This is a genomic window from Amycolatopsis sp. DG1A-15b (assembly GCF_030285645.1).
In the GTDB taxonomy this organism is placed as follows: domain Bacteria; phylum Actinomycetota; class Actinomycetes; order Mycobacteriales; family Pseudonocardiaceae; genus Amycolatopsis.
The window spans coordinates 5,902,300-5,919,779 of the sequence record NZ_CP127296.1; the positions used below are offsets into that span (position 1 = coordinate 5,902,300).

A 17,480-nucleotide genomic window follows, 5' to 3' on the forward strand; every position below is an offset into this window, starting at 1 on the left:
GTGAGCACCGTCCTCCACCTTCGTGACAACAACTGGACAACCACGAGGAGGACCGCGATGGCCGCCGCCACCTGGGTACGCAGCCCCATCGAGCGCGCCGATGCCCACTGGGCCACCCGGTGCGGAACGAAATCCGTCCTGGTGCTCGTGCCGCACGTGGTCGCCGGCACGCGTCTGCTGGACCTGCTCCCCCTGCTCGAAGCCGACCATCGCGTGCAGGTCGTGTTCACCGATCCCGACGCCGGCGAAAACTGGCAGGCCACGCACGACTTCCTGCGCGCACAGGGCGGCCCGGTGCTGTCGTGGGCCCAAGCCCGCCGCAGCGATGTCGACCTCGTCCTCGCCGGCAGCACCCGCGGCCTCGACGACCTGACCGCGCCGGCACTGCTGGTTCCGCACGGTGGCGGCCTCGGGCAGTACCGGCCCTGGCGCCCTCCCGCCACCACCCGGCCGTACGACCCCCAGCTCGGTCTCGGCGCCGGCCAGCTGATGTGCGAAGGCCGGGTCCGCGCCGACGCGATCGTCCTGGTCCACGACGACGAGCGCGACCTCCTCGCCCGAGCCTGCCCGCAAGCGCTCCCCACCGCGGTCGTCGCGGGCGACATCGCCCTCGACCGCATCACCGCCAGCCTGCCTTACCGCGACTGGTACCGGCACGCGCTCGGCGCCACCGGCGACCAGCAGGTCGTCGTGGTCACCTCGACCTGGTCACCCCGGTCGGCGTTCGGCCGTCACCCTGATCTGTTCGACCGCGTCCTGGCCACCCTCCCGCGGGAGGGCTACCGGGTCGTCGGTGCGCTGCACCCCGCGATCTGGGCCCACCACGGGACCCGGCAGGTCCGCTCCTGGCTCGCGGCGCCCCTCCGTGCCGGACTCGTCCTCGTGCCGCCCGAAGAAGGATGGCGTGCCGCTTTGGTCGCCGCCGACCACGTGCTCGGCGACTACGGATCCGTTACCGGCTACGGCGCGGCCACCGGCGCTTCGATCCTTCTCGACGACAACCCCGGCCAGCCGCTCCTGAGCGGCACCCCGGCCGAGGTCCTCGCCCGGCACGCGCCCCGCTGGCGGCCCGGCCGGCCGCTGGTTCCCCAGCTGCGCGCAGCCGCCGCGGCCCGTGACGCCGCTCGTCTGCCCGGCGTCATCCACCGCCTCTTGACGTCCCGGCCCGGCGAGGCCGGCCCCATCCTGCGCCGCACCTTGTACCGGCTGCTGGGCATTCCCGAACCGGCGCACGCCGTGCCGGTCGCCCCGGTGCCACTGCCGAATCCGGTGCCGGCATGACACTCACGACGTGGCACTACACCTGCGGCCACCGCGAAGGCACGGTGGTCACCGGCACTGCCGGCGACCGGGCCACCCTCGCCGACGCGGTTATCGCGCCGGCCCATCACTGCGAAGCCGAAGGACGAGTCGCAGTGGCCGGGCTCTTCGACCGGCTTCCCGGGCTCACCCTGGCCGCCATCCCGATCCGCTCGACCGGGCTGCTGCTCGGCGACCGCCGCGGCGAGACCACCCTCGTCGGTCACGGGGCCGCCGAACCAGTCGCGGTCGCCGCCTGCGTGTGGCTGGCCACCGGACGGCCGCTGGGCTCGCTCGCGGTCATCACCGGCATGGAGTGCCGCCTCGGCTGGAGACGCGCGGGCTCGTTCCTGCTGTTCGCCGCGGCGAACCCGGCGGCCAGGTGCAGATCCGTGTCGTAGGCCGGCGGCGCCCCTGCTGCACTGGCTCCCCACAGGTAACCCAGGTCATGCGTATCGGCCTGTTGTACCCGACCGGTGACTGCGGCGAAGACGACTTCGCCGCCCTGTGCCGTCGGCTCGACCCGCGCCAGGCCTCGACCTCGCCGAAGTCGAGGGGGTGCGGACGTCGGCCGGGCCGACGAGCTCGACGCGGCGGACCGGGCGGCCGCCGTGCGTGAACTCGGGACTCCCGCCCGTCTCACCGAGGCTACCGACAGATTCTCGGCCACCCCCGACGTCGTCAGCTGGGCGTGTTCCAGCTGCAGCTTCACCCACGGCCTCGACGGTGCCCGCGACCAGGCGCGGACGCTCACCGCCCTGTTCGTCGCCTTCCTCGCCGAGGCGGGCGTGACGACGGTGCACGCCGTATCGGCCGACCACGAGGACGCCGACGCGGTGCTGGTCGCCGGGACCGCCCTGCGCACCACGCCGCTGCTCGCCGGACTGGACGAGCGGCTCGGGAAGGCCGTGCTCACGGCGACCGCGGTCGCCGTGGCGGACGCCACCGCGGCGACACCGGCGCAGAGCAGCCCGGGGACGCTGTTCAGTGCCGGGCCGTGCCCCCGTCCGCCGAGCTCATCCTCTTCGTGAAGCGGGCCGCCACGTCCCGCAGCTTGATGTTCGTGTGCTGGGACTCCACGATCAGGCGGTGCATCGCCGCGTCCTCGGTGACCCGGTGGATCAGCATCAGCATGCCCTTGGCCTGCTCGATCACCGCGCGCGTCTCCATCGCGTTGCGCAGCTCGTCCGCGAGTCTTCTGGCCTCCCGGTAGCGGCGGGTCAGCCGCAACACCGTCTCCACGCACAACGTGAACAGCCGCAACACCTTCGTGTCGAACTCGTGGTAGCCGTGGGTCTCGAAGCCGAACAGCGTGATCGCGCCCACCAGGGTGTCGTCCACCCGCAGCGGGACCGCCAGGTAGCTGCCCACGCCGAGTTCCTTGGCCGCCGCCACGAATTCGGGCCACTGATCGCCCGTCTCCGCGACCGCCACCCGCACGACTTCACCCGTCAGCGCCGCGAGCAGGCCGGGCCCGTCGCCCGCGGCGTACTGGACGTCGTCGATGCGCCGGGCTCGCTCGTCCGTGAAGGCCGCGGTCTGGGTCACGCCGTCGCGGACGACCAGGATGCTGGCCAGGTCCGCGTCCGGGACCACCCGGACCGCTTCGCCGCAGACCGCCTCGAGCAGCCCCGGCGTGTCGGACATCGATTCGAGGACCCCGACGAGATCGGCCAGCACGGCGTTCAGCTCGTCGACCCGCTCCGCCATGCCGTCGCCAGTGGTCGGCAAGGCCCACCCCTCCCATGCGTCAAGCGGCGAGCACGGGATCGAGCTCGCCAGCAGCGTCAACAGAGACCACCGCTGGCGTTTCAACGGGTCCGCACGAATTCTACCGGCCACGGGCCCCCGGTTTGACGTCGGCCGCGCCGGGTAGCCGCAGAAGATGGACAATCCGGCTGTTGACGACGAGCTGTGGGCGGAGTTCCACCGGGTGGTGAACATGACCTCGCGCGAGCTGGAGGACTGGCTCCGCACGCGCGACGCGGGCCCGGAGACCGAGCCGCTCCCCGACGAGGCGGGCCCGCCGACGGGCCACCAGGTCCTGGGCGTCCTGCGCAAGCGGCGGTCCGACGTGGACGGCCGCGACGCGGACGTGATGCGGAAGGTGGTCGACCGGGTGCACTCCGAGCGCCGCGACGACCTGGAACCCACCGCCGGCGAGGCCCACTGGCGCCACCGCCTGATGTCGCTCGACCACGACCCGCTCAAACCCGCCTGACCGCACTGAAGGCCACCACCGGCGAAGCGGTGGTGGCCTTCAGTGGTTCCCCGGTCAGCGGGTGCTGGCCTGCCAGCGCTGGTTGGACCCGTTGGTCGGCTTGTACAGGCCGATCCGGGCGCCGTCCTCGCGGGACTCGCTCGTGACGTCGAGCAGCTGGCCGCTCGCCGCGTTGACGAACGTCCAGGTGCCGTCACCGGTCGTGGACAGCGTCCACTGCGCCGCCGGGTCGCACGTGCCCGCCGCGGCCAGCGTCACCGCGCCGCCGGACGTGCTGAGCACCTGGCCCGTGCCCGCGTTGGTGATGGTGAACCGGTCGCGGCTGCCGTAGCGGCCCGTGCGGTCGGTGAGCGTCCAGCGCTGCGCCGCTGCCGAAGCGTCCGTCGTGCGCTGCACCAGCGAGCCGTTCTCCGCCGAGAGGGACTTGCCGCTCTGCACGCCGGTGAAGGTGACCGGCTTGCCCGAGCCGAGGCCCGTGCCGGGCGCCGTCGAGGAGACGCCGTCGACGAGGAAGCTCGTCACCGAACGCGCCGGCACCCGCAGCGTCGCCTTGCCCGCGGTCACCCGCACCGGCTTGCCCCGCTTCAGCGCCCCGGTGACGTCGGTGACGACCGGCGTCACCGACGCACCCGGACGGACGTTCCGGAAGCCGGACAGGTCCAGCGTGACGTCCTGGGCGTCGGTACCCGCGTTGGTGTGCACGACCGTCGCCAGGTCCTCGCCGCGCATCGCGGCCGTCGACGCGGTGTCGTTCACCCCGACCAGCCGGTCACCCGGCCGGATGTAGTGGGTGAAGTTGCGCATGGTGTTGAACTTCGTGTTCGTCTTGATCTGGCAGGTCTGCAGCGTGGCGTTCTTCGGGCAGTCGAACGGGACCTGGATCTCGCCCCAGTTCATCCCGGCCGCGGACTCCCCGCCCGGCTTCATGTTGTTGTAGTCCTCGATCGGCTGCCAGCTGACCCACGCGCTCGGCTCGAGCAGCCGCAGGTCGTCGGTGATCTGCTTGGCCATGCCGAGGCCGGGGTCCATGTCCGTGAAGTCCTGGCGGTCCAGCCAGCTGCCGCCGACCTCGCTCATCCACAACGGCTTGTCCGCGCCCTTGGCCAGGTCGCGCGGGACGGGCCGGTTGCCGGTGCCGTAGGTGTGCACGTTGAGCCGGCCCGCCGCGGCGCGGGCGTCGGCCGACCAGCCGGCCCAGTCCGCGGCGAAGATGTCCGGGTTGGTCTCGTCGGGCGCGGAGACGATCGCCCGCGAACCGGCCGCCTTGAGGGCCCCGGCCATCGCCGGGATCAGCTGCGACTGGACCGACGGCCCGATGTGCGCGCCTTCCTGCCGCCCGCCGGTCGGGTTGCCGTCGGCGCCGAGCGTGGTCTTCCAGTAGTTCGTGTTCGGCTCGTTCAGCGGGTTCACCGACGCGAACTTGATGCCGTGCGCGCGTTCGAGGGTGCGCACCACCTGCGTCAGGTACGCGGTGAAGTCGCCGATCTTGTCGGAGCGAAGCTGCTCGTCGGTGGCGTTGAAGCCGCCCGAGACGTACCCGGACACGGTCTGGAAGTACGGCGGCGAGTTGCTGAACGCCTCCCACTTCGTGACGCGGTTCTTGATCTTGTCCAGCCACCAGCGCTGGTTCGGGTCGGCCTTCGGGTCGAACTCGGCCGGGTTGCCCGGTGTCCACCAGTCCTTGTCGGCGCGGGTGGTGCCGGCCGGCGCCTTCCACCAGCCCGGCACCGCGGCGCCCGCACGCAGGTACGACGGGACGTCGGGGGCGTTGCCGCCGCCGACGTTGAACCGGGCGATGTTCAGGTTCAGCCCGTCGGGGCCGAAGACCAGGTCCGCGAGCTTGTTCCGGACGGCGTCGGGGTAGCCGCCGGTCGCCTCGGCCATCCACGCCAAGCTGGCGCCCCAGCCGTCGAACGGCTGCTGCCGGTAGGTGGGGTCCGGCTTGACGGTGACGGCGGTGGCCGCTTCCGCCGGCGCCGCGGCCAGACCGGTCGCGACAATCGGTACACAAAGGACGGTGAGCAAACGCCGCAGGTTCATCGTCGAATCTGCCCTTCGGTGCGGTGGGGACTCTTCTAGGCCTCGGTGTGGCCGAGCAGCGGCCGCGGCACGAACCGGGCCGCGGGGTCGAGCATCGTGCCGAGTTCGAGCACGACGAGTTCGTTGGCACCGGCCCGGACCACCGGGCGCGGCACGTACAACGTCCGTTGCGGCCCGCGCCGCCAGTAGCGGCCGAGCGCGAACCCGTTGAGCCACGCCACGCCCTTGCCCCACTCCCCGGTGTCGAGGAAGAGGTCGGCGGGCTCGTCGAGGTCGATCTCGGTGCGCAGCACCACCGGCCCGGCCACCGGGCTCGCCACGGACTCCGGCGACGCAGGACGCAGCGAAGGCAGCGCGGCCAGGTCGAGCGGCAGCACGTCCCAGCCGGTCAGCGGCTCGCCGCGCAGCGACGCCCCGCCGATGATGCCCTTCGCCTCGCCGATGCGGGGGCCGTAGTCGACGCGGCCCTGGTCTTCGACCAGCACCAGCAGCTCGCCGCGGGCGCGCGGCAGCGGGATCGCGCGCTCGTGGTGGTCCCGGCTGAGCGTCCCGACGAGGTCGCCGTCGAAGAACACCGTGGCGCGGTCGCGGACCTCGCCGAAGGTGAGCACCCCGGGCCGGTCGCCCTCGACGGCCGTGCGCAGCAGCGCGAGCTGCGGCATCGGCGTCAGCTCGTCGAACGCCGGCAGGTCCTCGTGGAACTCCCAGGTGCCCCAGCGGTCCGGGGCGTCGAGCAGCCGGACGGGGTCCCGCAGCACGCCAGCAGGCGTCGGCGCAGGCCGAGCCGGCGGCGGGACGGTGTCGGGCACCTTGTGGTAGCGGGCGATCACGTCGCGGAAGGCGTGGTACTTCGGCGTCGGGTCGCCGGCTTCGTCCAGCGGCGCGTCGTAGTCGTAGGAGGTGATCAGCGGCTGGTAGACGCCCTTGTCGTTGGCGCCGTTGGTGAGGCCGAAGTTGGTGCCGCCGTGGAACATGTACAGGTTGACCGAGGCACCCGCGGCGAGCAGCGCGTCGAGCTCCGCCGCCGAATCCGCGGCCGACGTCGTGTGGTGGTGCGCGCCCCAGTGGTCGAACCAGCCGTTCCAGAACTCGCTGCACATCAGCGGCCCGGTCGGCTGGTGCGCGCGCAGGATCGCCAGCCGCGCCTCGGCGCCGGACCCGAACGACGCGGTGCGGTGCAGCCCGTCGAGGCTGCCCGCTTCCAGCATCTCCGGCGTCGGCTGGTCCACTGTGGTCAGTGGCACGGTGACGCCGGACTCGCGCGTGTGCTCGGCAAGCGCTTTCAGGTAGCGCTTGTCGTCGCCGAACGCGCCGTATTCGTTCTCCACCTGGACCAGCAGCACCGGTCCGCCGCGGTCGATCTGGTGCGGGACGACGACCTCGTAGACCTTCGTCAGGTACTCGCGCACCGCGTCCAGGTACTTCGGCTCGTACCGGCGCACCCCGACCGTCGGGTCGCGGAACAGCCACGCCGGCAGCCCGCCGTTGTCCCACTCGGCGCAGATGTACGGGCCGGGCCGCACGATCGCGTACATCCCGGCGTCGGCGACGAGCCGCAGGAAGCGGTCGAGGTCGAGGCCGCCCGTCAGGTCGAACGTGCCGGGTTCGGGGGCGTGCGCGTTCCACGCCACGTACGTCTCGATGGTGTTGAGCCCCATCCGCCGGGCCTTGTCGATCCGGTCGGCCCACAGGTCCGGGTGCACCCGGAAGTAGTGCAGGGCCCCCGAAAGGATGCGGAACGGACGGCCGTCGAGCAGGAAGTCGTGCTCCCCGATGGCGAACTCAGGCATTCGGGGCCGCCTGCGGGGTCAGCTGGAGCACGGTCCAGGACAGCGGTGGCAGTGTCACGGTGATGGTGGTCCCCCCGGGATCGGACGTCGCGACCGTGCCGGGTAGCGGCACCGGCCGGACCGGTTGTGCGTCGGCGGTGTTCACGGTGTGGCGGGTCTCGCCGTCCGGTGTGGTCAGGGTTTCGGCGGCGTAGACGCCGAACCGGGCGCCGCGCAGGCGGATCCGGACTTCGGTCGGCGACGCCGTCGCGCGGTTGGTGAGGAACACCGCCCCGCGCCCGGACTCCTCGATCGTCGCGGCGGCGTCGACGAGGTCGACTTCGCCGTGCTGCGCGGTCCGGAGCCGCTCGCCTTCGACGGCCAGGCGGAGGCTCTCCCCACCGGCCAGCGCGGCGACCTGCCGGAACGGGTGGAACGTCGTCTGCCGCCACGCCGGGCCGCCGGGCTCGGAGCGGATCGGTGCGATGACGTTCACCAGCTGGGCCTGGTTCGCCATGGTCACGCGGTCGACGTTGCGCAGCAGGGAACTCAGCAGCGAGCCGACGACGACCGCGTCGGTGACGGTGTAGGTGTCCTCGATGATCCGCGGGTGCTGCCGCCAGCCGCCCGCGGCGAGCTCCGCCTGGTCGACCTCGTTCCAGCGGCGCAGGTCCCAGACGTTCCACTCGTCGACGCTGATCCCGATCTTCTTGTCGAGCCCCAGCTCCGCGAGGGTTTCGTCGATCACCCCGGCCGTCGTGGCGATGTAGCGGTCCAGCGCAGCCGCGCTGGCCAGGTAGCTGTCGGTGTCGCCGTGCAGCTCCTGGTAGTAGGCGTGCAGCGAGATGTGGTCGACCAGCTCGGCGGTGTGGCGCAGCACCGTGCGCTCCCACGAGCCGAACGTCGGCATGTCGGCGTGCGAGCTGCCCGCGACGACCAGCTCGACACCGGGGTCGATCATCCGCATCAGCCGGGCGGTCTCGGCGGCCAGGCGGCCGTACTCGTCGGCCGTCTTGTGGCCGATCTGCCACGGGCCGTCCATCTCGTTGCCCAGGCACCACAGCTTGAACCCGAACGGGCGGTCGGCGCCGTTCGCGCGCCGCCGCTCGCTCAGTTCCGTGCCACCGGCGTGGTTGCAGTACTCCAGGACGTCGGCCGCTTCCTGGATGCCGCGGGTGCCGAGGTTGACGGCGTACATCACCTCGGCACCCGCGGCTTCGGCCCACGCGACGAATTCGTGCAGGCCGAAGCGGTTGGATTCCACGCTGTGCCACGCCGGATCCAGCCGGACCGGCCGGGTTTCGGCCGGTCCGACGCCGTCTTCCCAGCGGTAGCCGGAGACGAAGTTGCCACCGGGGTAGCGGAGCACGGTCGGCCCGAGTTCCCGGACCAGCTCCAGCACGTCGCCGCGGAACCCGCGCTCGTCGGCTGTGGAGTGGCCCGGCTCGTACAGCCCGGTGTAGACCGACCGGCCCATGTGCTCGACGAACGAGCCGAAGAGGCGACGCGGGACCGGGCCGATGACCTGGCCCGCGTCACCTTCGATGTCGACGGTCATCCCGCGCTGACCGTGAAGCCCTGCTGGTTGCCGTAGTCGACGATGGCCTGCTGCCAGGCTGCCAGCCCGGCGTCGAGCGGGGTGGCGTTCAGGTAGGCCTTGCCGGCGGTGTCGCTGAAGACGCTGTTGGCGTAGGTCTGGTACGGCAGGTAGGTCCAGCCCGGCGCGACGTCCTTCGACGCCTGGGTCAGCACCTGGTTGATCTTCTGGCCGCCGAAGTACGGCACCGCCTCGTCGACGAACGCGGGCGAGGTCAGGTCGGCCGTGGTGGACGGGAAGCCGCCGCTCTTGATGAACGGCTGAACGCCGCCGGCGTGGTTGAGCCAGCGCACGAAACCCGCGGCCAGGGCCGGGTTCTTGCTCTGCTTGACGACCGACTGGGCGCTGCCGCCGTTCTCCGCGGTGACCGCCTTCTGGCCGTCGTAGGTCGGCATCGGTGCCACGGCCCACTTCCCGCTGGCACCGGGCACCGAAGAGATGAAGTTGCCCGGCATCCAGGCGCCGGTGACCAGGGACGAGATGGTGCCGTCGCCGAGAGCGCGGAACCAGTCGTCGGACCACTCCTTGACCGGGGCGAGCAGCTTGCCCTGGATCATCTGGTCCCACATCGCGGTCCACTTCTTGGTGCCCGCGTCGGCGAGGTTGACCTTCACGTTCCGGCCGTCGACGGTGAACGGGTGCCCACCGGCCTGCCAGATCATGCTCAGCACGGCCCCGGGGTCACCGGTGTCCGAGGTCATGTACTTGGTGGGGTCGGCGGCGTGCAGCTTCTTCGCCGCGGCGATGTACTCGTCCCACGTCTTCGGGACGGTGATGCCGTTCTTGTCGAAGACTTCCTTGTTGTAGAACAGGGCCATCGGGCCGGAGTCCTGCGGCAGGCCGTAGATCCCGTTGCCGTTCTTGACCTGCGCCCACGTCGAGGCGCTGTAGTCCTTCTCGAACGACCCGAAACCGAACTGGTTGAGGTCGGCCAGTGAATCGGTCAGCGCGAACTGCGGGAGGGCGTAGTACTCGATCTGGGCGACGTCAGGGGCACCCGAGCCGGCCTTGATCGCGTTCTGGAGCTTGGTGTACTCCTCCTTGTTGGTGCCCGCGTTGACGTAGTTGACCTTGACGTTCGGGTATTCCTTCTGGAACGCGGCCACCTGGTCCTTGGCCGAGGGGGTCCAGCTCCAGTACGTGATCTCGCCGCCGGCCTTCAGCGCGGCGTCGACGGAATCCTGGGTGCCGGTGGCAGCGGCGGGCGCGGAGGACGAGCCCCCGGACGAGCAGCCGACCGCCAGCGCGGCGGCCAGCGCCACGACGGCGGCCGCCTTGGCGCGGGTGCGGAATCTTGACATCGAATGTCCCTTCACGGCGGTGTGATGGCGGATTTCTTACTGCTTGACGCTGCCGGCGCTCAGCCCGGACTGCCAGAACCGTTGCATGAGCAGGAAAGCGACGACTAGGGGGATGATGGTGAGCAACGACCCGGTGAGGACCAGGTTGAAGATCGGCTGGGCGCCGGCGCCGTTGGCCTGGGCGCTCCACTGGTTGAGCCCGACGGTCAGCGGGTACCACTTCGGCTCGCTGAGCATGATCAGCGGCAGGAAGTAGTTGTTCCACGTCTGCACCATCGTGAACAGCGCGACGGTGATGATCCCGGGGACCAGCTGGCGCAAGGTCACGGTGAGGAAGATCCGGATCTCGCCGGCACCGTCGATCCGCGCCGCTTCCAGCAGCTCGTCCGGGATGGCGTCGGCGGCGTAGACCCAGATCAGGTACAGGCCGAACGGGCTGATCAGCGACGGGATGAGGACCGCCCACGGCGTGTTGGTCAGCCCGAGCTTGCTGAACATCAGGAACGTCGGCACGGCCAGCGCGGTCGGCGGCACGGCCACGGCCCCGAGGACGACGGCGAACACCGAGCGGCGGCCGGGGAAGCGGTACTTGGCCAGCCCGTATCCCGCCGCGGTGGCGAGGATCGTCGCGCCGCCGGCCCCGACCACCACGTACAGCAGGGTGTTCCCGAGCCAGCGGAAGAAGATCCCGCCGTTGTAGGTGAACGTCTGGCCGATGTTGTCGAACAGCGCGAACGGGCCGCCGAAGGACAGTCCCGACGTCGAGAACAGCGCCGGCTGGGTCTTGCTCGCGTTGATCACCAGCCACACCAGGGGAACCAGGGTGTAGAGCAGGTAGAGCGCCATGAAGCCGGTGAGGACACGCGACTTGCGGGGGTTGGTCACCGAGAACGTGGCCACGTCACATCTCCTTCCGGGAGCCGCGCAGCTGCACGACGTAGGCGATGACCGCGGTGATCACGCCCATCACGATCGCGACGGTGGCGGAGTAGTTGTACTGCTGCCCGTTGAAGGAAAGGTTGTAGGCGTACATGTTCGGCGTGTAGAAGGTGCCGATCGTGTTCGGCACCAGGTTGCGCATGATGTTCGGCTCGTTGAACAGCTGGAAGCTGCCGATGATCGAGAAGATCGTCGCGACCACGATGGCGCCCCGGATCGCGGGGAGCTTGACGGACACGATCGTGCGGAACGTCCCGGCGCCGTCGATCGCGGCCGCCTCGAACAGCTCCTTGGGGATCACCTTCAGCGCGGAGTAGAAGATGAGCATGTTGTAGCCCACGAACTCCCACGTGACGATGTTGCCGATCGAGGTGAGCAGCCAGCTCGGCGACAACGGCGCTATCGCGGTGCCGAGCAGGTGGTTCAGGTCGGCCGCGAGTCCGAAGTGGTCACCGTAGATGAAGCCCCACATCAGCGCGGCGACCACGGCGGGGACCGCGTACGGCAGGAAGATCACGATCCGGAAGAACCCGGCGGCGTGCAGCCGGGCGCTGTCGATGGCCAGCGCCGCGATCAGCGCGAGCACCAGCATGATCGGCACCTGCACGGCGAGGAACAGCAGCACCCGCCGGAAGGCCTCCCAGAACTTCGGGTCGCCGAAGACCTGGAGGTAGTTGTCGGCGCCGACGAACACGGTGCCACCGAAGAAGGCCTGGTCGCGGTAGAGGCTGAGCACGAACGCGTACACGACCGGCGCGATGAAGGTCAGCGCGAACACCAGCATGAAGGGGGCGACGAAGAGCCAGCCCCGCCATTTCCGCCGCGGCCGGCGGGCCGCGGGCGCCCGGCGCGCCGGCACCGGGGCGGGCGGAGCCGCTGTGGACGTCATCGTCTCTCCGAGTGGTCATGCGGCCGGGCACTGGACCCGGCGTGATGTTTACGTCAACATGGACGGCCGCAGAGTAACGTGTTGACGTAAACATGTCCAGGACACCAAGGAGTGACCGTGCCGCGCCAGACAGCGACCTCGTCCGCATCCGGCCACGCCGCCCGGCGCCGGGGGCCGTCGATGGCGGACGTGGCCCGCGAGGCGGGCGTGTCGGGCCAGACTGTCTCGCGCGTCGCGAACGGGAAGACCAATGTGGACGATGCCACGCGCGAACGGGTCCTGGACGCGATGCGCCGGATCGGCTACCGGCCGAACAGCGCGGCGCGCGCCCTGCGCAACGGCCAGTTCCGCAGCATCGGCGTGATCATTTCGGCGCTCCCGACGTTCGGCAACAGCCGCACGCTCGACGCCATCGCGGCGGCGGTCGTCCCGGAGGGGTTCTCGATCATCTTGATGCCGGTGACGCGCCCGACGCAGGGCGAGGTGACGGGGGCGTTCAGCACGTTGAACGAGCAGGCCGTCGACGGCGTCATCATCCTCATCGAGCAGCACCAGCTCGACCAAAGCGAGATCGAACTGCCGCACGGGCTCCCGGTGGTGGTGATCGATTCCAGCGCCCGCTACGACTACCCGGTGGTGGACAACGACCAGGCCGACGGAGCCGCGAGGGCGACCAGCCACCTGCTCGATCTGGGCCACTCGACGGTCTGGCACATCGCGGGCCCGCCGCAGTCGTATTCGGCCGAGCGCCGCCGGAGGTCGTGGCAGGCCACGTTGGAGCGGGCGAGCCGCCCGGTACCGCCGGTCCTGGTCGGCGACTGGTCACCGGAGTCGGGCTACCAGGCGGGTTTGCGCCTGGCGGCGGACCCGGCGGTGACGGCGGTGTTCGCGGCGAACGACCAGATGGCACTGGGCCTGCTGCGCGCGCTGCACGAAACCGGCCGCGGGGTGCCGTCCGAAGTGAGCGTGGTCGGCTTCGACGACATGGAGGAGTCAGCCCACTTCTGGCCCCCGTTGACCACGATCCGCCAGTCCTTCGAGGCGGTGGGCCGCCACGCGGTGGAGGCCCTCCTGGCCGAAATCGAGACCGGCACCGAAGCCGGCGAACCGGTCCTGCTGCCGACGGAGCTGGTCATCCGCTCGAGCACCGCCCCACCTCGCGCTTGACCCGAAACTGTCGGTGCCCGCCGGTAGAGTGGAAAACGGGGGGCGCCCCCGCGGGCCGGGCTCATGCCGGTGATCGAGCGGGCATCACGGGTGCTGAGCGGGTATCAGCGTGTCGACCCTCCAATCACGCGAGTCGACCCTCCAATCACGTGTCGACCCTCCGATCACACGTGCCGACCCTCCAATCACGCGAGTCGACCTTCCAATCACGAGTGATGGCCCTCCCGAGGCAAGGCCGACTGGGCAGGTACGCGTGCCGACCGCTCGAGGAAGGCGGCGAGAATACGCGCGAGGCCGGGCGAGGCGACCGGATAGGTGCGCGAACCAACCCTTCAAGTACGCAAGCCGACGGGCAAAACGCGAACCGGCCGCCTGAGTACGGCGCGGGAATCCGCGCCGGGACCGCGCGAGTGGGCGAGCGAGGCGGCCGGCTGCGCGAAGCGGGGCGGCAGGCGAGGCGAGTGCGGGAGCGGGCCGGCGACGGGACGCGCACGAAAGGTCGTTTCAGGCGGCCAGAGCGCGGGCATTACCGGCCACCGGACCGGAACCCCCGGTCCCGCGAACGTCGCAGTGGTGTGGACCATTTGGCCGCACCGCCGTGGAAAGAGGCCGTCATGCTCGCCATTCTCGCCGCCGTGCTCTTCGGGCTCGCCCTGCTCATGGAGCTGGCCGGGTTCGGGCTGGGCCCGGTGATCACCACCGGGACGCTCACCACCGCCGGGCTGCTGTGCGTCGCCCTGCACCTGGCCGGGGTCGCCACCGACCGGTCGCGGTTCACCCGGCGTCGGCGCCGTCGCTGACTCGCCTCAGCACCTGCGCGAACACCTCCGGCGACTGGGCTCCGGCCACGCCGAACCGCTCGTCGATCACGAAGAACGGCACGCCGGACGCGCCGAGTGCGCGGGCCTGCTCGCCGTCCGCCGCCACTTCCGCTTCGTACGCGTCGGACTCGAGCACGGCTCGCGCTTCGTCGGCGTCCAAGCCCGCTTCGGCCGCCAGCTCCACCAGGGAATCGTGGTCGAACAGCGAGCGACGCTCGGTGAAGTGCGCTCGGTAGAACCGGTCGACGACGGCGTCGGCCATCCCGCGTTCCGCCGCGAGGTGGACCAGGCGGTGGCCGTCGACCGTGTTGCCCATGTGGACGCCGTCGAGGTGGTACTCGAGACCGTCGGCGGCCGCGCGCTCCTCCATCTGGGCTTCCATCGCGTCCGCTTCTTCCAGTGTCCGGCCGTACTTCTCGGCCAGCACCTCGCGGGTCGGCCGGGAAGTGCCGCGGGGGAACGACGGGTCGAGCTGGAACGAGTGGTGCACCACTTCGACGTCGACGCCGACTTCGGCCACCGCCCGCTCGAAGCGGCGTTTGCCGAGATAACACCAGGGACAGACCAGATCGGACCAGATGTCTACGCGCACGAAACCACGCTAACCGAAGGGCCGCCGCGCACTTCAAGGTAACCGGTGGCCACCTGCGGAGAGTGATATCCGGGACGCCGAAGCTAGGGTAAGCCGGTGACCGTCTCGACCGACGACATCGTCCGGCACGCGGCCCGGCTGCTGATGGCCGGGACCCGCCTCGACCTCGGCCGGATGGCGGCCGAGCTCGGGATTTCGCGCACCACGTTCTTCCGGCGCGTCGGCAACCGCGACGACCTCATGGGCGCGGGGCTGCGGCTGCTGTCCGACCGGACCTGGCAGCGGGCGCTCGACGGCTGGCGCGCCCGGCACGGCGACGCGGCCCGCACGCCGGAAGGCCGGCTGCGCTGCCTGTGGGTCATGGAGGAGTACCGCCGCGAGGTCGCCGGCAGCGACGGCATGCGCAAGCTGATCGAGGCGGAGTCGGCGGTCGCCCTGCGCGTGCTGACCGACCCGCGCGGCGCCGTCCAGCCCGGGCTCGTCGACGCGCACGTCGAGCTGTTCCGGGCCGACGCCGACGCCGCCGGGCTGGCTCCGCTGGTCGGGCTGCCGGACCTGGCGTTCGCGGTCGTCCGGCTCGGCGAGTCGTTCCTCTACTCCGACGTCCTGGCCGCCCGGTCGGTGGACCTGACCGTCGCGACGACGCTGGTGGACACCCTCGTGCGCGGGGCCCTGGAGCCGGTCCGAGTTCCCTGAGCGACCGCACAGTTCGTCAGACCACTCCCCCATTCGGAGGATGTGGAACATTTCGCCAAGGTGTTTCATAGGCGACGGGAAAGCGGTTACCCCGCACCCCACCCGCGGCACCCCTTTTCGTTGCCGTGCACCAGTTCTGCCGATCCGCCCGTCTGTGTCCGGGCGTGCTTTCGCCTGCCCGGGGAAAGAGAGCGATCCATGTCCGCACTCACCAGCCCGCCGACGCCGTCCGGCTCGAGTGAGAAAATTTCCCGCCGCCGTGGGTGGCGCGCCAAGGCCGCCGGCGTGGTGCTGGCCGCCCTGGCGCTGACCACCGGGGTCGCCGCGCCGGCGCCCGCCGCCGCGAACCCCTACGAGCGGGGTCCCGACCCCACCACCGCCAGCATCGAGGCCACCCGCGGCTCGTTCGCGACGAGCACCGTGACGGTGTCGCGGCTGGCCGTCTCCGGCTTCGGCGGCGGCACCATCTACTACCCGACGACCACGACCGCCGGCACGTTCGGCGCCCTCTCCATCGCGCCCGGCTTCACCGCGACGCAGTCGAGCATCGCCTGGCTGGGCCCGCGTCTGGCGTCGCAGGGCTTCGTCGTGTTCACCATCGACACCCTGACCACCAGCGACCAGCCCGACAGCCGCGGCAGGCAGCTGCTGGCCTCACTGGACTACCTGACGCAGCAGAGCTCGGTGCGGTCGCGCATCGACAGCAGCCGGCTCGGCGTCGTCGGGCACTCCATGGGTGGCGGCGGCACCCTCGAAGCGGCGCGCTCGCGGCCGTCACTGCAGGCCGCGGTGCCGCTGACCGGCTGGAACCTGACGAAGAACTGGTCGACGCTGCGGGTGCCGACGCTCGTCGTCGGGGCGCAGTCGGACACCGTCGCGCCGGTGGCGTCGCACTCGATCCCGTTCTACACCAGCCTTCCGTCCACTCTGGACCGCGCGTACCTGGAGCTGCGGGGCGCCAGCCACTTCGCCCCGAACTCGCCGAACACGACGATCGCGAAGTACACGCTGTCGTGGCTCAAGCGGTTCATCGACAACGACACCCGCTACGAACAGTTCCTCTGCCCGATCCCGAGCACCAGCCTGTCCATTTCGGACTACCGCGGCAACTGCCCGCACAACGGCTAGGCGGCTCCGCCGGGCACGCCGAGGGTGGCGACGACCTTGCCCTTGGCGTGCCCGGCTTCGGAGCGGGCGAACGCGGCGGGCAAGTCGTCGAACGGGTAGCTCCGGTCGATCACCGGCGTGACCGCACCGCGCTCCACCATGCCGGCCAGCTCGCCGAGGAGCGTCGCCTTCTCCTGGCAGGCCACGGTATCCGCCAGTACGACACGTCTCCTCGTCAGCGGCCCGGAAGCCAGGGCGGCGAAGACGTGCCCCGCGGGCTGCACCCACCGCCCCGCCGGACCGCCCACGGCGACGAACGTGCCGTTGCGCGCGAGCACCCGCCGGCAGGCGAACAGCGACCGGCTGCCGGCGATGTCCAGCAGGACGTCGTAGCGGCGGCCGCTGCGGGTGAAGTCCTCCGCCCGGTAGTCGAAGACGTGGTCCGCGCCCAGCGAGCGCACCACTTCGGCGTCGGCCGCGCCGCACACGGCGCCGACCTCGGCACCGAGCGCCTTCGCCAGCTGGACGGCGAAAGTGCCGACGCCGCCGGAAGCACCGTTGACCAGCACCCGCTGGCCGGCGCCGGTACCTCGCAGGGCCAGCAGCGCGGTGACGCCGGCCATCGGCATCGCCGCCGCCTGTTCGTACGTGAGGTTCGCCGGCATCGGCGCCAGCAGGTCCTCGCGGACGCGGACGTACTCGGCGTGCGCGCCCCGCGGCAGGAGCGCGTAGACGTCGTCGCCGGGCGCGAACCTGGTCCCCGCGGTCTCGACCCGGCCGGCCAGGTCACACCCGAGGACGCCCACCGGTGGACGGCGCAGGCCGAACCCCCCGGCCATCAGGCGGGCCACGTACGGCTCGCCTCTCAGGAAGTGCCAGTCGTACGGGTTGACCGAGGTCGCGCACACCCGGACCAGCACCTCACCTTCGCCGGGCACCGGGTCCGGTACGTTTTCCCAGGTCAAGGTGTCCGGCGGACCGTACGCGCGCTGCACCAGGGCCTTCATGGCCACTCCCTTACGTTGTAAGTCGTACGTTGTAA

The 17,480-nt window shown here is 71.0% G+C and carries 17 protein-coding genes; 8 read left to right on the top strand and 9 right to left on the bottom strand.

What is annotated here, in order from left to right:
• The first annotated feature begins 57 nt into the window (after nucleotides 1-57).
• From QRY02_RS26935 to QRY02_RS26945, 3 genes are all read left to right on the top strand, one after another.
• Nucleotides 58-1,281, top strand: coding sequence for a hypothetical protein (locus QRY02_RS26935; RefSeq protein WP_285985634.1), 1,224 nt, complete (start codon nucleotides 58-60; stop codon nucleotides 1,279-1,281).
• Nucleotides 1,278-1,700, top strand: coding sequence for a hypothetical protein (locus QRY02_RS26940; RefSeq protein ID WP_285985635.1), 423 nt, complete (start codon nucleotides 1,278-1,280; stop codon nucleotides 1,698-1,700). The genes QRY02_RS26935 and QRY02_RS26940 overlap by 4 nt, the downstream gene beginning before the upstream one ends.
• Before the next feature lie 75 nt (nucleotides 1,701-1,775).
• Entirely contained in the window at nucleotides 1,776-2,330 is a 555-nt protein-coding gene (locus tag QRY02_RS26945) for a hypothetical protein (protein ID WP_285985636.1), read from the top strand.
• Here QRY02_RS26945 and QRY02_RS26950 read toward each other — a convergent pair.
• Nucleotides 2,284-3,009 (bottom strand): ANTAR domain-containing response regulator, encoded by a 726-nt coding sequence (locus tag QRY02_RS26950; RefSeq protein WP_285993924.1) that lies wholly within the window; start codon nucleotides 3,007-3,009, stop codon nucleotides 2,284-2,286. The genes QRY02_RS26945 and QRY02_RS26950 overlap by 47 nt on opposite strands.
• A 175-nt stretch (nucleotides 3,010-3,184) precedes the next feature.
• Between QRY02_RS26950 and QRY02_RS26955 the strand changes: the two genes are divergently transcribed.
• Nucleotides 3,185-3,520 (top strand): DUF3140 domain-containing protein, encoded by a 336-nt coding sequence (locus QRY02_RS26955; RefSeq protein WP_285985637.1) that lies wholly within the window; start codon nucleotides 3,185-3,187, stop codon nucleotides 3,518-3,520.
• A gap of 54 nt (nucleotides 3,521-3,574) precedes the next feature.
• On the opposite strand, the gene QRY02_RS26960 is transcribed toward QRY02_RS26955, so the two are convergent.
• The 6 genes from QRY02_RS26960 to QRY02_RS26985 are packed head-to-tail and all read right to left on the bottom strand — an operon-like array spanning nucleotide 3,575 to nucleotide 12,055.
• The gene (locus tag QRY02_RS26960) at nucleotides 3,575-5,560 is read right to left on the bottom strand and encodes an RICIN domain-containing protein (protein ID WP_285985638.1); all 1,986 of its coding nucleotides are present in this window, start codon (nucleotides 5,558-5,560) and stop codon (nucleotides 3,575-3,577) included.
• A 35-nt stretch (nucleotides 5,561-5,595) separates the two neighbouring features.
• A complete protein-coding gene (locus tag QRY02_RS26965) occupies nucleotides 5,596-7,350 on the bottom strand; it encodes a glycoside hydrolase family 35 protein (protein ID WP_285985639.1) in 1,755 nt (584 codons plus the stop codon).
• On the bottom strand, nucleotides 7,343-8,887 hold the full coding sequence (gene arfA, locus QRY02_RS26970; RefSeq protein WP_285985640.1) for an arabinosylfuranosidase ArfA: 1,545 nt from the start codon (nucleotides 8,885-8,887) through the stop codon (nucleotides 7,343-7,345). The genes QRY02_RS26965 and arfA overlap by 8 nt, the downstream gene beginning before the upstream one ends.
• Nucleotides 8,884-10,227 (bottom strand): ABC transporter substrate-binding protein, encoded by a 1,344-nt coding sequence (locus QRY02_RS26975; protein ID WP_285985641.1) that lies wholly within the window; start codon nucleotides 10,225-10,227, stop codon nucleotides 8,884-8,886. Before QRY02_RS26975 ends, arfA begins: the two co-directional genes overlap by 4 nt.
• Nucleotides 10,228-10,263: 36 nt before the next feature.
• Nucleotides 10,264-11,127, bottom strand: coding sequence for a carbohydrate ABC transporter permease (locus QRY02_RS26980; RefSeq protein WP_285985642.1), 864 nt, complete (start codon nucleotides 11,125-11,127; stop codon nucleotides 10,264-10,266).
• 1 nt (nucleotide 11,128) lies between these two features.
• Entirely contained in the window at nucleotides 11,129-12,055 is a 927-nt protein-coding gene (locus QRY02_RS26985) for a carbohydrate ABC transporter permease (protein ID WP_285985643.1), read from the bottom strand.
• Nucleotides 12,056-12,166: 111 nt separating this feature from the next.
• Between QRY02_RS26985 and QRY02_RS26990 the strand changes: the two genes are divergently transcribed.
• Together QRY02_RS26990 and QRY02_RS26995 are read left to right on the top strand one after the other, a co-directional pair.
• On the top strand, nucleotides 12,167-13,222 hold the full coding sequence (locus tag QRY02_RS26990) for a LacI family DNA-binding transcriptional regulator (protein ID WP_285985644.1): 1,056 nt from the start codon (nucleotides 12,167-12,169) through the stop codon (nucleotides 13,220-13,222).
• A 614-nt stretch (nucleotides 13,223-13,836) separates the two neighbouring features.
• Nucleotides 13,837-14,022, top strand: a complete 186-nt coding sequence (locus tag QRY02_RS26995) for a hypothetical protein (RefSeq protein WP_013229246.1) — start codon at nucleotides 13,837-13,839, stop codon at nucleotides 14,020-14,022.
• On the opposite strand, the gene QRY02_RS27000 is transcribed toward QRY02_RS26995, so the two are convergent.
• A complete protein-coding gene (locus QRY02_RS27000; RefSeq protein WP_285993925.1) occupies nucleotides 13,997-14,623 on the bottom strand; it encodes a DsbA family oxidoreductase in 627 nt (208 codons plus the stop codon). The genes QRY02_RS26995 and QRY02_RS27000 overlap by 26 nt on opposite strands.
• Nucleotides 14,624-14,731: 108 nt before the next feature.
• On the opposite strand from QRY02_RS27000, the gene QRY02_RS27005 reads away from it, so the two are divergent.
• Both QRY02_RS27005 and bdeA read left to right on the top strand, forming a co-directional pair.
• Complete coding sequence (locus QRY02_RS27005) at nucleotides 14,732-15,331, top strand: QsdR family transcriptional regulator (protein ID WP_285985645.1); 600 nt, start codon at nucleotides 14,732-14,734, stop codon at nucleotides 15,329-15,331.
• Between the two features lie 198 nt (nucleotides 15,332-15,529).
• Nucleotides 15,530-16,459 carry a bis(hydroxyethyl) terephthalate hydrolase gene (gene bdeA, locus QRY02_RS27010; RefSeq protein ID WP_285985646.1) on the top strand — a complete coding sequence of 310 codons (930 nt, stop codon included), beginning with the start codon at nucleotides 15,530-15,532 and terminating at the stop codon, nucleotides 16,457-16,459.
• On the opposite strand, the gene QRY02_RS27015 is transcribed toward bdeA, so the two are convergent.
• On the bottom strand, nucleotides 16,456-17,445 hold the full coding sequence (locus QRY02_RS27015) for an NAD(P)-dependent alcohol dehydrogenase (protein WP_285985647.1): 990 nt from the start codon (nucleotides 17,443-17,445) through the stop codon (nucleotides 16,456-16,458). The two genes, bdeA and QRY02_RS27015, sit on opposite strands and share 4 nt — an antisense overlap.
• Nucleotides 17,446-17,480 lie beyond the last annotated feature (35 nt).

Bases quoted from the DNA above. Each gene is read 5' to 3' on its own strand.
- QRY02_RS26935 (WP_285985634.1), top strand. From the start codon at position 58: ATGGCCGCCGCCACCTGGGTACGCAGCCCCATCGAGCGCGCCGATGCC.
- QRY02_RS26940 (WP_285985635.1), top strand. From the start codon at position 1,278: ATGACACTCACGACGTGGCACTACACCTGCGGCCACCGCGAAGGCACG.
- QRY02_RS26950 (WP_285993924.1), bottom strand. From the start codon at position 3,009: ATGGCGGAGCGGGTCGACGAGCTGAACGCCGTGCTGGCCGATCTCGTC.
- QRY02_RS26955 (WP_285985637.1), top strand. From the start codon at position 3,185: ATGGACAATCCGGCTGTTGACGACGAGCTGTGGGCGGAGTTCCACCGG.
- QRY02_RS26960 (WP_285985638.1), bottom strand. From the start codon at position 5,560: ATGAACCTGCGGCGTTTGCTCACCGTCCTTTGTGTACCGATTGTCGCG.
- QRY02_RS26965 (WP_285985639.1), bottom strand. From the start codon at position 7,350: ATGCCTGAGTTCGCCATCGGGGAGCACGACTTCCTGCTCGACGGCCGT.
- arfA (WP_285985640.1), bottom strand. From the start codon at position 8,887: ATGACCGTCGACATCGAAGGTGACGCGGGCCAGGTCATCGGCCCGGTC.
- QRY02_RS26975 (WP_285985641.1), bottom strand. From the start codon at position 10,227: ATGTCAAGATTCCGCACCCGCGCCAAGGCGGCCGCCGTCGTGGCGCTG.
- QRY02_RS26985 (WP_285985643.1), bottom strand. From the start codon at position 12,055: ATGACGTCCACAGCGGCTCCGCCCGCCCCGGTGCCGGCGCGCCGGGCG.
- QRY02_RS26995 (WP_013229246.1), top strand. From the start codon at position 13,837: ATGCTCGCCATTCTCGCCGCCGTGCTCTTCGGGCTCGCCCTGCTCATG.
- bdeA (WP_285985646.1), top strand. From the start codon at position 15,530: ATGTCCGCACTCACCAGCCCGCCGACGCCGTCCGGCTCGAGTGAGAAA.
- QRY02_RS27015 (WP_285985647.1), bottom strand. From the start codon at position 17,445: ATGAAGGCCCTGGTGCAGCGCGCGTACGGTCCGCCGGACACCTTGACC.